The sequence below is a fragment of the Streptomyces sp. NPDC051684 genome, from assembly GCF_044453445.1.
Classification (GTDB): domain Bacteria; phylum Actinomycetota; class Actinomycetes; order Streptomycetales; family Streptomycetaceae; genus Streptomyces.
Genome location: NZ_JBITCS010000020.1, coordinates 47,093 through 60,494, shown reverse-complemented (window position 1 = coordinate 60,494; position 13,402 = coordinate 47,093). Strand labels below are relative to the sequence as shown.

13 protein-coding genes are annotated in these 13,402 nt (G+C 71.7%); 9 read left to right on the top strand and 4 right to left on the bottom strand.

What is annotated here, in order from left to right:
• Positions 1-21 precede the first annotated feature (21 nt).
• Positions 22-1,365, bottom strand: coding sequence for a M1 family metallopeptidase (locus ACIA8D_RS24015; RefSeq protein ID WP_399235270.1), 1,344 nt, complete (start codon positions 1,363-1,365; stop codon positions 22-24).
• A gap of 111 nt (positions 1,366-1,476) precedes the next feature.
• Between ACIA8D_RS24015 and ACIA8D_RS24010 the strand changes: the two genes are divergently transcribed.
• Positions 1,477-1,629 carry an SCO1431 family membrane protein gene (locus ACIA8D_RS24010; protein ID WP_399235269.1) on the top strand — a complete coding sequence of 51 codons (153 nt, stop codon included), beginning with the start codon at positions 1,477-1,479 and terminating at the stop codon, positions 1,627-1,629.
• A gap of 110 nt (positions 1,630-1,739) precedes the next feature.
• A complete protein-coding gene (locus ACIA8D_RS24005) occupies positions 1,740-2,369 on the top strand; it encodes a TetR/AcrR family transcriptional regulator (protein ID WP_399235267.1) in 630 nt (209 codons plus the stop codon).
• Positions 2,370-2,427: 58 nt separating this feature from the next.
• Here ACIA8D_RS24005 and ACIA8D_RS24000 read toward each other — a convergent pair whose 3' ends face one another.
• Complete coding sequence (locus ACIA8D_RS24000) at positions 2,428-3,669, bottom strand: glycoside hydrolase family 18 protein (protein WP_399235265.1); 1,242 nt, start codon at positions 3,667-3,669, stop codon at positions 2,428-2,430.
• Positions 3,670-3,978: 309 nt separating this feature from the next.
• Between ACIA8D_RS24000 and ACIA8D_RS23995 the strand changes: the two genes are divergently transcribed.
• A complete protein-coding gene (locus tag ACIA8D_RS23995; RefSeq protein WP_399235263.1) occupies positions 3,979-5,148 on the top strand; it encodes an acyl-CoA dehydrogenase family protein in 1,170 nt (389 codons plus the stop codon).
• A 46-nt stretch (positions 5,149-5,194) separates the two neighbouring features.
• Here the strand turns inward: ACIA8D_RS23995 and ACIA8D_RS23990 are convergent, their stop codons facing one another.
• Positions 5,195-5,554, bottom strand: coding sequence for a hypothetical protein (locus ACIA8D_RS23990; RefSeq protein WP_399235262.1), 360 nt, complete (start codon positions 5,552-5,554; stop codon positions 5,195-5,197).
• Between the two features lie 403 nt (positions 5,555-5,957).
• On the opposite strand from ACIA8D_RS23990, the gene ACIA8D_RS23985 reads away from it, so the two are divergent.
• On the top strand, positions 5,958-7,037 hold the full coding sequence (locus tag ACIA8D_RS23985; protein ID WP_399235440.1) for a hypothetical protein: 1,080 nt from the start codon (positions 5,958-5,960) through the stop codon (positions 7,035-7,037).
• A 28-nt stretch (positions 7,038-7,065) separates the two neighbouring features.
• Complete coding sequence (locus tag ACIA8D_RS23980) at positions 7,066-8,184, top strand: phosphotransferase family protein (RefSeq protein ID WP_399235259.1); 1,119 nt, start codon at positions 7,066-7,068, stop codon at positions 8,182-8,184.
• A gap of 28 nt (positions 8,185-8,212) precedes the next feature.
• Here ACIA8D_RS23980 and ACIA8D_RS23975 read toward each other — a convergent pair whose 3' ends face one another.
• On the bottom strand, positions 8,213-8,665 hold the full coding sequence (locus tag ACIA8D_RS23975) for a hypothetical protein (RefSeq protein ID WP_399235257.1): 453 nt from the start codon (positions 8,663-8,665) through the stop codon (positions 8,213-8,215).
• A 233-nt stretch (positions 8,666-8,898) separates the two neighbouring features.
• Here ACIA8D_RS23975 and ACIA8D_RS23970 point away from each other — a divergent pair, with 233 nt between their 5' ends.
• The 4 genes from ACIA8D_RS23970 to fxsA all read left to right on the top strand — a co-directional run bounded on the left by ACIA8D_RS23970 (position 8,899) and on the right by fxsA (position 13,306).
• The gene (locus tag ACIA8D_RS23970; RefSeq protein WP_161306038.1) at positions 8,899-9,339 is read left to right on the top strand and encodes an Lrp/AsnC family transcriptional regulator; all 441 of its coding nucleotides are present in this window, start codon (positions 8,899-8,901) and stop codon (positions 9,337-9,339) included.
• 362 nt (positions 9,340-9,701) lie between these two features.
• Entirely contained in the window at positions 9,702-11,324 is a 1,623-nt protein-coding gene (locus ACIA8D_RS23965) for an amidohydrolase (RefSeq protein WP_399235256.1), read from the top strand.
• Positions 11,325-11,877: 553 nt separating this feature from the next.
• Positions 11,878-12,651 carry a polyprenol monophosphomannose synthase gene (locus tag ACIA8D_RS23960; RefSeq protein ID WP_399235254.1) on the top strand — a complete coding sequence of 258 codons (774 nt, stop codon included), beginning with the start codon at positions 11,878-11,880 and terminating at the stop codon, positions 12,649-12,651.
• Positions 12,652-12,709: 58 nt separating this feature from the next.
• Entirely contained in the window at positions 12,710-13,306 is a 597-nt protein-coding gene (gene fxsA, locus ACIA8D_RS23955; RefSeq protein WP_399235252.1) for an FxsA family membrane protein, read from the top strand.
• Positions 13,307-13,402: the final 96 nt, after the last annotated feature.

The window sequence follows — 13,402 nt, the reverse complement described above, 5'->3', positions numbered from 1 at the left end:
GCGGAGACCACGATGGGGGGCTCAGCCCGTGACGACCGGGTTGACCACCCAGTCGGGGTGCCCCGGCATCGCAGGGGTCTTCGAGCCGTACAGCCACGGGCGCAGGAAGCCCGTCAGATCGCGGCCCGCGACCTTCGACGCGAGCTTGATGTAGTCGGACGTCGACGCCGTCCTCCCGCGGTACTGGGTGACCCAGGCCCGCTCGATCCGGCCGAAGGTCTCCGCGCCGACCTGCTCGCGCAGCGCGTACAGGACGAGCGCCGAGCCGTCGTAGCGCATCCGCTTGAAGAGGTTCGGCTCCGTGGGCTCGGCGGGGGCGCCGTAGTCGTGGCGCCACTGGTCGTGGTTCTCGTACGCCGTCCTCATGGCGGCCTCGAAGCTGTCGCCGCCGTGCTCCTCGGAGTACCAGCGCTCGTAGAAGCGGGCGTGCCCCTCGCTCACCCACAGGTCGGACCAGGTGGCGATGCCGACGCTGTCGCCGAGCCACTGGTGGGTCAGCTCGTGGACGAGATTGCGCTCGGCGTCGACCTTCGTGCCGAGCAGGTCCGTCTTCGGGACGAGCGACAGTGTCTGCGTCTCCAGGGCCACCCCGAGGTCCGTGTCGCCGACGAGGACGCCGTACCGGTTGAAGGGGTAGCGTCCCAACTTCGCCCGCAGCCAGGTCAGATGATCGGGCGTCAGATCGCGGTACTGCGTGGTGGGCGCCACGAGATCGTCCGGCACGACATCGCGGATCGGCAGCCCGCCGGGCCCCTTGCTGTCGATCAACTGGAACTTCCCGACGGCCAGTTGGACCAGCTGCGTCGCGATCGGCTGCTCGGAGTCGTACGTCCAGCGGATCCGTCCGTCGCTCCGCTCGCTGCGGTCGACGAGGCGCCCGTTCGCGACGGCCGTCCGGTCGGCCGGGGTCGTCACGCGGAACGTGAAGGGGGCGCGCCGGCTCGGGTGGTCGTTCGACGGGAAGATCATCTTGGCCCCGTTGGGCTGCGGGTACAGGACCGTCCCGTCGGGCGTCGGGATCCAGCCGTAGTCCTCGATCGCGTCGTCGCGGTGGCGCACCTGCGTCGGGTCGGCGGTGTAGCCGACCTTCACGGTGAAGGCGGCGCCCTTGGGGATCGGCGCGGCGGGCGTGACGATCAGCTCGTCGCCGTCGCGCCGGGTCTGTGCGGCACGGCCGTTCACGGTCACCGAGCGCAGCACGTTCCCGGCGAAGTCGAGGTCGAAGCGGGACAGCGCCTGGGTCGCCGTCGCCTTGATCGTGGTGGCGGCGGCGAACGGGGTCCGCGGCGCCTGCCAGTCGAAGTCGAGCGTGTAGTGGCGCACGGTGTAGCCGCCGTTGGCCGCGGCCCGGTTGTACGTGACCAAGGTCTCGGCCGCACGGCGGCGATCCGATGGCAAGGTGGACTGAGCGCCGCAGGGGGGCACGGGCGCAGCCGGGGGAGTCAGGAACAGCACCGCGACCCGAGCGAGACACCCATGACCGCGCATTCCGCCACAGCTTCCACCGCTTCCACACGCGCCCGCACCGGCGGGCCCGAGGACAACGGGCCCAAGATCCTCGAACACGTCCTGGGCTGGACCTTCGTCGTGGTCCTCGCGATGCTCGTCACCCAGCTCGGCTGGATGTGACCGCCCCGTCGCCCACCGCGACGTGAGACGCCCCACCCCGGAAGTCATGCGGACGCCCCGAAAAGTGCCATACTGCGGCATCCGCACGGAGTCCGAGACCAGGGCCGGAATTGAACACCAGCCAACAGCGGGCGCACGGCGCCGACCGCTCCACCGCCCGCCGCGCCGAACTCATCGCCATCGGCCGCAAGTTGTTCGCCGACACGTCCTACGACGCGCTGTCCATGGACGACATCGCGCGGCACGCGTGCGTGGCCAAGGGGCTCATCTACTACTACTTCAAGTCCAAGCGGGGCTACTACCTGGCGATCATCGAGGAGTCCGTCGGTGAGCTGGTCGACGGCGCGAGCAGCGTCGGCGCCCTGGCCCCCGTCGAGCGGGTGCACCGCACCGTGGACGGCTATCTGCGCTACGCGGAGCGCAACCAGGCGGCTTACCGCACGATCGTGACCGGCGGTGTGGGCTTCGACGCCCAGGTGCAGGCCATCCGGGACGGGGTGCGGGACGCGCTGATCGCCACCATCGCCCGCGCCGCGTACGGGACTTCGCAGGTGCCGCTGCTCGCGCGGACGGCGCTGCTCGGCTGGCTGTGCAGCGTCGAGGGCATCACGCTCGACTGGATCGGCCACACCGCGCTCGAACGGGACACGGTGCGCGCCCTGTTGGTGCGCACGCTCGGCGAGACCCTGCGGGTGATCGAGGAGTTCGAGCCCTCGCACCCGGCGCCGGTGCTCCCCTGACCGCACGCGAACGTACGCGCGCGTGCCACCAGGGGAGTGAATCGCCTTACCGCTACGGCTACTTGATCGCCTTGATCAGTTCACCGTCGGACGTGTCCCCGGACAGTTCCCAGAAGAAGGTGCCGCCCAGGCCCTGCTGGTTCTTGTAGTCCATCTTTCCCGCGATGGTCCCCGGGGTGTCGTAGCTCCACCAGTCGTTCCCGCAGCGCGCGTACGCGGTGCCGCCGACCGTGCCGGTGGCCGGGCACTTGCTCTTGAGCTCCTTGTAGTCGTCGATGCCCTGCTCGTACTTGCCGGCCGCGGGGCCGGTGGCCGTGCCGCCGGGAGCGTCCTGGGTGACGCCGGTCCAGCCGCGCCCGTAGAACCCGATCCCGAGCAGCAGCTTGGCGGCGGGCACGCCCATCGCCTTGAGCTTCGCGATGGTGGCCGAGGAGTTCCAGTCCGCCTTCGGGATGCCGTCGTACGAGGTCAGCGGCGAGTGCGGGGCGGTCGGCCCCTTCGCGTCCCAGGCGCCGAAGAAGTCGTACGTCATCGGGTTGTACCAGTCGACGTACTGGGCGGCGCCCGCGTAGTCGGCGGCGTCCAGCTTGCCGCCCTCGGAGGCGTCGGCGGGGATGGCGGAGGTGATCAGGTAGTCGCCGCCGAACTTCGAACGCAGCGCCGCCATCAGGTTCTTGTAGGCGTCGCGCCCGCTGGTGTCGCAGGTGAGTCCGCAGGCGTTCGGGTACTCCCAGTCGATGTCGATGCCGTCGAAGACATCGGCCCACTTGGAGTTCTCGACCAGGTCGTAGCAGGACTGGGCGAACGCGGCCGGGTCCTTGGCCGCCTCGCCGAACCCGCCGGACCAGGTCCAACCGCCGAAGGACCAGAGGACCTTGAGGTTCGGGTGCTTCTTCTTGAGCTTCAGCAGCTGGTTGAAGTTGCCGCGCAGCGGCTGGTCCCAGGTGTCGGCGACGCCGTCCACGGACTGGTCGGCCGTGTACGCCTTGTCGGTCGCGGCGTAGGAGTCGCCCATCGCGCACTTGCCGCCCTGGACGTTGCCGAAGGAGTAGTTGATGTGCGTGAGCTTGTCGGCCGAGCCCGACGTCTCGATGTTCTTGACGTGGTAGTTCCGGTCGTAGACACCCCACTCGGTGAAGTATCCGACGACCTTCGAGCCGGCCGCTTTCGGCTCGGTGTCGCTCTGCGGCTGTGCCGAGGCGCCGCCGGCTCCGGCGAGCAGCCCCGCGCCGAGTGCGGCGCAACATGCGGCGGAGAGGAGGGCCTTGAGGCCTCTACGGGGGAGGTGCGGTCTGAGCATCGTGTCTCCTCGTGGGGGAGGGGAGCGTGGGGGTTTCGTGCTGTGGACCTGCGCGCCGCACCTTAGAAGGACTAGACCAGTGGGGTCAATGGTACGAACCAATTCTGCTCTCGCGGAAAAACTTTGAGTAAGCGGTCGTTAACCAGTGACGGGGCGCTCCGGATCGGGAATACTCAACACGCCGCGGCCGCTTGGTCTGCGCTTTCCGTGATCCGGAAGGGCAGCATCGGCCCGGCAGTGACCATCCGGCGGCGCCCGCCCACCCGGCGGCCGCCGCCGCAGTGCCCGCCCAGGGAGGAGAGCGTCGCCATGCCGGAGCCAGGAGTCGAGCGTCAGCTGCCGACGGACGAAGCTCAGGATCTGATGCGGCTGGTCCGCGACATCGCGCAGCGGGAGATCGCCCCGGGTGCGGCCGAGGACGAGGAGGCGGGCCGCTTCCCGCGCGAGACCTTCGCCCTCCTGTCCGAGTCGGGACTGCTCGGGCTGCCGTACGACGCCGAGTTCGGCGGCGGCGAGCAGCCGTACGAGGTCTACCTCCAGGTCCTGGAGGAGCTCGCGGCCGCCCGGCTCACGGTGGGCCTCGGTGTCAGCGTGCACTCGCTGTCCTGCCACGCCCTCGCGAACTTCGGCACGAAGCAGCAGCGCGCCGAGCACCTGCCCGACATGCTGGGCGGCGGCCTGCTCGGCGCCTACTGCCTCTCCGAACCGTCCTCGGGCTCCGACGCGGCGTCCCTGCGCACCAAGGCGGTCCGCGACGGCGACCACTGGGTGCTCACGGGAACGAAGGCCTGGATCACTCACGGCGGCGTGGCCGACTTCTACACGGTCCTGGCCCGTACCGGCGGCGAGGGCGCCCACGGCATCACGGCGTTCCTGGTGCCCGGTGACGCGGCGGGCCTGAGCGCGGCGGTCCCCGAGAAGAAGATGGGCATGAAGGGCTCACCCACCGCCCAGGTCCACCTGGACGGGGTGCGGGTGAGTGACGCGCGCCGCCTCGGGGACGAGGGGCAGGGCTTCCAGATCGCCCTCTCCGCGCTCGACTCGGGCCGGCTCGGGATCGCGGCCTGCGCGGTCGGCGTCGCACAGGCCGCGCTCGACGCGGCGGTGGAGTACGCGAAGGGGCGCGCCCAGTTCGGCCGGCCCATCGCGGACTTCCAGGGGCTGCGCTTCATGCTCGCGGACATGGCGACGCAGATCGAGGCGGGCCGCGCCCTGTATCTGTCGGCGGCCCGGCTGCGGGACGCGGGCAGGCCCTTCTCCAAGCAGGCCGCCATGGCGAAGCTGCTGTGCACGGACGCCGCGATGAAGGTCACCACGGACGCGGTGCAGGTCCTCGGGGGGTACGGCTACACGGCCGACTTCCCCGTGGAGCGTCTGATGCGCGAGGCGAAGGTGCTCCAGATCGTCGAGGGCACCAATCAGATCCAGCGCATGGTCATCGCCCGCCACCTCGCCGGTCCCGAGAGCGCCCGGCAGTAGGTGGCGCGACGGAAGGCGCGTGCCCGACCCCGCGGCGCCGCGGGACCTACTGCCGGGCGCTGTGGATCGCGCTGAACTGCCCGGTGCGCACGGTGGGTGCGATCAGCCGCGACCACTCCGGGTCCTCGCGCCCCGGCAGCGTCCGCCCGCGCTCGGTCCAGGCCGTGATCATCGCCTGGTAGATCGGCGGGTTGTGCAGGCGCGGCTGGGGCGGCTGCGGGTGCGGCGGCTGCGGCGGCCGGGCCTGCTGCGGCCGGGGGAGCGGCTGCGGTCCCGCGGGCTGGAGGGCGGGCGGCTGCGGCGCGGTGGGCTGCGCGGCCGAGGGGGCGGGAGGCCGCGGGGACTGTGCGGCCAGGGAGGTGCGCTGAACCTGTGACGTTTGCTGGGACTGCTGTTCCTGTGGCATCTGCCGGCCCTGCGGCAGCGGGTGGGACGTGGGGGACTGCCGCCCCTGGTGAACCGATTCTGCGGTAACCGGTACGAGGATGCGCCTGCGTCGTCCCGTGGGCGCAGGTGCCGAGGTCTGCGTCGAGGTCATGCCCGTTCAACGAAAGAGGGATGAGCGAGGTCACTGATTGACGAATTCGAGCGTCAGTTCACGACATACCCGTACGCGTGGCAAGGGCCGGTCGAACGTCTGGCCAGCTACGCCGAGCTGACGTACCGTCAACTCCGCCGCCGGGCAGGTCGCACCCCTCCGGGCGACATCAACTGTCGTGCCTCCAGGGAGGTTTGCCGTGTCAGCGGACGAGACTGCCGACCGTCCCGTAGCCCTCGACGAGTACCCCGTCCACCAGGTCCCGCTGTCGATGAAGCACGTCGCCACCAGCGATCGCAACGCCTACGACCGCTGCATCTTCCACCTCATCGACCCCGAGGGCCGGTTCCTGCTCATCCTCGGCCTCGGCGTCTATCCGAACCTGGGTGTGATCGACGCCTACGCCACCGTGCGCGTCGGCGACACCCTGCACGCGGTCCGCGCGTCCGACGCATTGAGCGATGACACGCGGATGAGCATGCGCGTCGGGCCGCTGCACATCCTGGTCGAGCGCCCCCTGAAGGACTTCATCCTCACCTGCGCCGCCGACCCGGACGACCCCGACGGACTCTCGTACGAGATCAACTGGAGCGCCGACTTCCCGGCCCTGTGGGAGCCGCACCACACGCAGCGCAAGGGGGCGCGGCTCACGCTGGAGGGCAAGCGGTTCGTGCAGGCCGGTCGGTGCGACGGATGGCTGCGGATCGGCGGCCGTGAGGTCCGGCTCGACGGCTGGACCGGGACCCGTGACCGCAGCTGGGGCGTGCGGCCGGTGCCGGGGGAGGAGGGCGGCCGCTTCGCGCAGGAGCACCCCACCGAGGGCTTCCACTGGATCTGGGCGCCGGTCCGCTTCGAGGACCGTTTCCTCATGGTGATCACCCAGGAGGACGCCGACGGCCACCGCACCCTGAACGATGCCACGGTCGTCCGCGAGGGCCACCGCGACCGCCAACTCGGCTGGCCGCAGACCGACATCACCTACCGCCCCGGCACCCGCCACCCCGAGCGCGCGGTCATCCACCTCATGGACCCGGTCGACCGCAAACCGCTCGACGTGGGCGTCGAGATCCTCGCCTCCTCCCCGCTCGCCGTCGGCGCCGGCTATCCGCCGGCCGACGACTGGCAGCACGGGACCTGGCGCGGCCGCGACTGGTGCGAGCGGCGGACGTACGACCTGGCGGACCCGACGGCACACCCCCTGGCCGCGTACGGGGTCATCGACCACGCCGCCCGCTTCACCCTCGACGGGCAGGTCGGGCACGGCATCTTCGAGCACGGCTCCTTCGGCCGCCACGACCCGAGCGGCTTCACGGGCTTCGACTCGGTGGCCCCGGATCCCGAGCGGTCGTAACCACCCCTCAAGGACGAGGAGTTCGGCGATGGCGACAGCACCGCGACAGCCCAGGCCCCGCACGTCCACCCGCGAGCCCGAGGAGATCGCCCGGCGCCTGACCGCGTGGCTCGGCCGCCGGCTGCCCGGGGCGAAGGCGGTGAACGTCAGCGTCCCCGAGTCCAACGGCATGTCGAGCGAGACCCTGCTCTTCGACATCGAACACCCCGAACCGCCCGTACGCGCCTGCGCGTTGCGGCTGGCCGCGGACCCGTCGGCGTACACGATCTTCCCGGTGTACGACATGCCCCGCCAGTACCGGACGATGCGCCTCGCGGCCGAGCGCACCGGGCTTCCCGTGCCACGCGTGCTGTGGCTGGAGGAGGACGAGGGGCCGCTCGGCGCCCCGTTCTTCGTCATGGAACGGGTGGCGGGCCGGGTGCCGCCCGACGTCATGCCCTATACGTACGAGGGGAACTGGCTGCACGAGGCGACCGACGACGAGCGGGAACGCCTGGAGGACGCGAGCGTCCAGGTGGTGGCGCGGTTGCACGACGGCGTACCGGCGGCCGAGGCGTCCTTCCTGGAACTGCCGGGGGAGGGGAGCCCGCTGCGCCGGCACGTGGACGCCCAACGCGCCTACTACGCCTGGGTGGTGGCGGGCCGCGGCCCCTCGCCCCTCATCGAGAGCGCCTTCGCGCGCCTCGAGGAGTTGTGGCCGCGGGAGCCGGGCCCCTCCGTCCTCAACTGGGGCGACGCCCGCATCGGAAACATCATCTACGAGCAGGACGGATTCGCGCCCGCCGCCGTCCTCGACTGGGAGATGGCGGCGCTCGCCCCGCGCGAGGTCGACCTCGGCTGGACGGTCTATCTGCACCGCTTCTTCCAGGATCTGACCGAGGCCTTCGGGCAGCGCGGACTGCCGGACTTCCTGCGCCGCGACCGCGTCGAGGCCCGGTACGCCCAACTCACCGGGTACACCCCGCGCGACATGGACTTCTACACGCTCTACGCGGCCCTGCGGCACGCCGTCGTGATGCTCCGCGTCGCCTACCGGCAGATCCACTTCGGCGAGGCAGAAGCGCCCGCGGACCCGGACACACTGATCCTGCACCACGACAGCTTGCGGGCCATGGTGCGGGGCAGTTACTGGGACGAGCGCCCGTAGCGGATCAGGATCAGGGTCGGAATCGGGGTCAGGCGGCGGCCCGGCGGTAGGGCTGGTCGGGCACCCGGATGGGGCGCGATCCGGGGCCACCGGCGTGCGAGAAGGGCTGTGTACGCCAGTCGAGCCCCTGAGGGAGCGTCAACAGGAGTGCGGCGTCCTGCTCTTGGGCACCCACCAGGTCGTCCGTGGGCAGCGCGTCCGTGACGGTCCTGCCGCTGCCGACGCAGACGGTGAGGCCGAACGGGTCCCAGGGGGACGTGACATGGGCGTGCTCCGGCAGCACCTCCTCCTCCGCGAGGAGGGCGATGGCCTTGCCGCAGTCGGGGCAGGCCACCCGGTACATCTCGAACGTCTCGTATCCGTCGCCCGCGTCCCCCTCGGTGCCGAAGACGTCGGTTTCGACGCCCTCCGGCTGGGGCTCGGTGATCGCCTGCTGGCGGCCGCGCGCGCCAGGACGTCCGGAACGCTTCATGCTCTGCATGGGATTCTCCCCCTCGGGTGGGCCGGCCGCTGATGTCCATGAGTGGCGGCCTCGGCCACAGCAAGCATTTCCCGGCTCCTCGTCGAGGTAATCACTCCATGCCGGTGGACACGGCCCCAGGCCTGTGGTCTTCGTCACATGTCGAATGGACTTGCCCGTCCGGCGGTAGACGTATCGCCCATCTCGTTCCTTCAGGTATCCGTGAGGATCAAGGGACGGGTAGGTTCAGCGGCATGGAGGAGCTCGACCGACAGATTGTGCAGCTGCTCGTCAAGGACGGGCGGATGAGCTACACCGACCTGGGCAAGGCCACGGGCCTGTCCACGTCCGCGGTGCACCAGCGGGTGCGCCGCCTCGAACAGCGCGGCGTGATCCGTGGCTACGCCGCGGTCGTCGACCCGGAGTCGGTCGGCCTGCCGCTCACCGCGTTCATCTCGGTGAAGCCGTTCGACCCGAGCGCCCCCGACGACATCGCGGAGCGGCTCGCGGGTGTGCCGGAGATCGAGGCGTGCCACAGCGTGGCCGGCGACGAGAACTACATCCTCAAGGTGCGGGTCGAGACGCCCCACGAGCTGGAGAACCTCCTGGCCCGAGTCCGCTCCCTGGCGGGCGTCTCCACGCGCACGACGGTCGTCCTCTCGACCCCGTACGAGGCGCGCCCTCCACGCATCTAGCGGGCGGGCCGGTGGGTCGGGGCCCCCGGCCCGGTGCCGCCCACCCACGCCACAGGGCTCCGCCCCGACCCGGGTGGCGCCCATCCACCCCTACGCCTCGGGGCTCCGCCCCGGCCCCCGCTGCTCCCCGCCCTTGGCGGCGGGCCGCCACCGACTTGGGCAATCTGCCGCCTGGGGCGGCAGGGTGGGCAAGGCGGCCCCCGGTGCCGCGCAACGAGGTCGGTGGGCGTCGACCCCGATACAGTCAAATGCGCCGGCGTCGACCCCGGCCACGCCGAAAACCCCGGTGCCGCGCACCCGACACCCTCGACCTCGACCACCCCCCGGCACACCCCACCCCGCGGACACGGGAAACTGTCACCATGAGCACGCCCCCCACCCCCCGCACCGTCCTCCTCCGCCGAGGCGAGATCCACAGCCCCGCCGACCCGTTCGCCACAGCGATGGTCGTGGAGGCCGGCCACGTCGCCTGGGTCGGCTCGGAGGGCGCGGCGGACGCGTTCACGGACGGCGTGGACGAGGTGATCGACCTCGACGGAGCCCTGGTGACCCCGGCGTTCACCGACGCCCACGTCCACACCACGTCGACCGGCCTCGCCCTGACCGGCCTCGACCTCACGGCCGCCCGCACCCGCGCCGAGGCCCTGACCCGCGTACGGGAACACGCCGCGGCCAACCCCACCGACCGCGTCCTCCTCGGCCACGGCTGGGACGCCGCCCGCTGGCCCGACCGCACGCCCCTCACGCGCGCCGAACTCGACGAGGCCACGGCCGGCCGCCCCGTCTACCTCTCCCGTATCGACGTGCACTCGGCCGCCGTCAGCACCGCCCTCCTCGGCCTCGTCCCCGGCATCACGGACCGCCCCGGATTCGACCCCGAGGGCCCCCTCGCCCGTGACGCCCACCACGCCGTCCGCGCCGCCGCCCTCGCCGCCGTGGGCCCCCAGCAGCGTACGGAGGCCCAGCGCGCCGCCCTCCAGCACGCCGCCTCGCTCGGTATCGGCTCGGTCCACGAGTGCGCGGGCCCCGACATCTCCTCCGAGGACGACTTCACCGGCCTGCTCGACCTCGCCCGCTCCGAGCCCGGCCCGCGCGTGGCCGGCTACTGGGCGGACCGTGACATCCAACGGGCCCGCGCACTCGGCGCGCTGGGCGCAGCGGGCGACCTGTTCGTCGACGGCGCCCTCGGCTCGCACACGGCGTGCCTGCACGAGCCGTACGCGGACACCGCCGCCGCGCCGCACAGCGGCACCGCCTACATGTCGGCCGAGGACATCGCCGCCCATGTGGTCGCCTGCACGGAGTCCGGCCTCCAGGCGGGCTTCCACGCCATCGGCGACGCCGCCGTCACCGCCGTGGTCGACGGCATGCGCGCCGCGGCCGAACGGGTCGGCCTCGCGCGCGTACGCGCGGCCAGGCACCGTGTGGAGCACGCCGAGATGCTCACGCCCGAAACCGTCGCCGCCTTCGCCGAGTTCGGACTCACCGCCTCCGTGCAGCCCGCCTTCGACGCCCTGTGGGGCGGCGAGGACGGCATGTACGCCGACCGCCTCGGCGTCGAACGGGCGCGCACTCTCAACCCGTACGCGGCCCTCCTGAAGGCCGGCGTCCCGCTCGCCTTCGGCTCCGACAGCCCGGTCACCCCGCTCGACCCGTGGGGCACGATCCGCGCCGCCGCGTTCCACCGGACGCCCGAACACCGCGTCTCCGTACGCGCCGCGTTCACCGCCCACACGCGCGGGGGCTGGCGTGCCGTCGGCCGCGACGACGCGGGCATCCTCGTCCCGGGCGCCCCCGCCGACTACGCCGTCTGGCGCACGGACGAGCTGGTCGTGCAGGCGCCTGACGACCGTGTGGCCCGCTGGTCGACCGATCCGCGCTCCGGCACGCCCGGCCTGCCGGACCTTTCCCCGGGGGCCCAACTCCCGGTCTGCCTGCGGACGGTGGTCTTCGGTCAGCCGGTCTTCGTACGGCCGGACGAGTGATAACCGGGGCGCCACGACTTCGATCTTGCCGCGACACGGTCCCGTGCGACCTGCGAATCCTCCGCGCTGACCAGCGGAGTTCGCGGAGAGCCGCAGGTCGAACGCCTGTTGACAAGGCGCGGCGGTCGACGGGTAGGTTCGGCCGGGTCCACCACCTCCAGGCACGACCGGGGAAGTCCAGGCAGTCGTAGAACGCAGCTGGGTCAGGGGGTGGTGCGCCGCACCGGCGTACCACCACTGGGAGCCAGGCCCAGCGCCCGCGCCACGGGGCGCTGGAACGTTCCGGCCGGTCGGCCAGGTGCGACCCGGGTGGGGCCCGGGCGTTCAGTAGACAACGGCTTTAGGTCGACCCGCAGCCAGCGGGCCCCAGGTCGGCCCGAAGGACGCCCGGCCCCGATCCGCAGTATTCGTCGATCCGCAGCGAGCGGTTCCGTGTCCCGCTCTCCCCGGCCCGTTTCCGGCTCTCGACAGCTCATCCAGGGCGCCTTATCGGCGTGAACTGGGGTGCTCGCTATGGTGGTCCTCTTGTGGACGGAAGTTTTAAGGGGAAGCTGTGAGCGACGGCGGTGGGCGGACGTTCGGCCCTCTGGGCACGACCTTGGTGATCATCCCGACCTACAACGAGGCGGAGAACATCAAGCCCGTCGTCGGCCGCGTCCGGGAGTCCGTGCCTGCCGCGCACGTCCTGGTCGCCGACGACAACAGCCCCGACGGCACCGGCAAACTCGCCGATGAGCTGGCCGCCGAGGACGAGCAGGTGCACGTCCTGCACCGCACCGGCAAGGAGGGCCTGGGCGCCGCCTACCTGGCGGGCTTCGCCTGGGGCATGGAGCACGGCTACGGGGTCCTGGTCGAGATGGACGCCGACGGCTCCCACCAGCCGGAGGAGCTGCCCCGGCTGCTGACCGCCCTCAAGGGCGCGGACCTCGTCCTGGGCTCGCGCTGGGTGCCCGGCGGACGCATCGTCAACTGGCCCAAGTCCCGCCAGTTCATCTCCCGCGGCGGCTCCACGTACTCGCGCCTTCTCCTGGACGTCCCGATCCGTGACGTCACCGGGGGTTACCGCGCCTTCCGCCGGGAGACCCTGGAGGGCCTCGGGCTCGACGAGGTCGCCTCGCAGGGCTACTGCTTCCAGGTCGACCTGGCCCGGCGCGCGGTGCGCGAGGGCTATCACGTGGTCGAGGTCCCCATCACCTTCGTGGAGCGCGAGCGCGGGGACTCCAAGATGAGCAAGGACATCGTCGTGGAAGCGCTGTGGCGGGTCACCACGTGGGGCGTGGGCGCGCGGGTGGACAAGGTCCTGGGCCGCAAGCCGGGCGATCGCTGAGAGCGATCTTGATCCCCCGCTTACGCCAATCGCACCCGGCCCCAGGCAGACTGGGGGCATGACCACTGGCACTCCGCCTCGTAACCCGTCCACCGGAGCCCGGCGCTCCCGGCTCCGCAGGTATCTGCCGCTCGGCGTAGCGGCCTGGATGGTCCTGGAGATCTGGCTGCTCACGGTGGTGGCGGGCGCGATCGGCGGTTTCACGCTCGGCATCCTGCTGGTGGCCGGCATCGTGGCCGGTTCCGTGGTGATGAAGTCCGCGGGGCGCCGCGCCTTCCAGAACCTCACGGAGACGCTGCAGCGCCAGCAGAGCGGTTCTCCCGAGGCCTCCAAGCCCCCGGAGCAGCGCTCGCAGGGCAATGGGCTGCTGATGCTCGCCGGGCTGCTCCTGATGATCCCTGGGCTGATCTCGGACGCGCTCGGCCTGCTGCTGCTCGTTCCGCCGCTGCGCACGGCGCTGAGCCGGTACACCGAGCGCAAGGTCGAGCGGCGGATGGGCGCGACGGCGGGCCAGGGCCCGTTCGGTGACGCCTTCCAGCAGGCCCGGATGCGCCAGTCCGGCGGCACCGTGATCCAGGGCGAGGTCGTCAAGGACGACGAGCGTCCGGGCCCGCGCGGGGACGACACGGACCCGCGTCCGCCGCTCACCCCCTGACCGACGGGCCCACGGGGCCCACGACAAACGGCCGGGGGCGGGCCCCCCCGGGGTGTGCGGCCCCCGCCGGGTGTGGGGGGGGGTTGTGGGGCACAG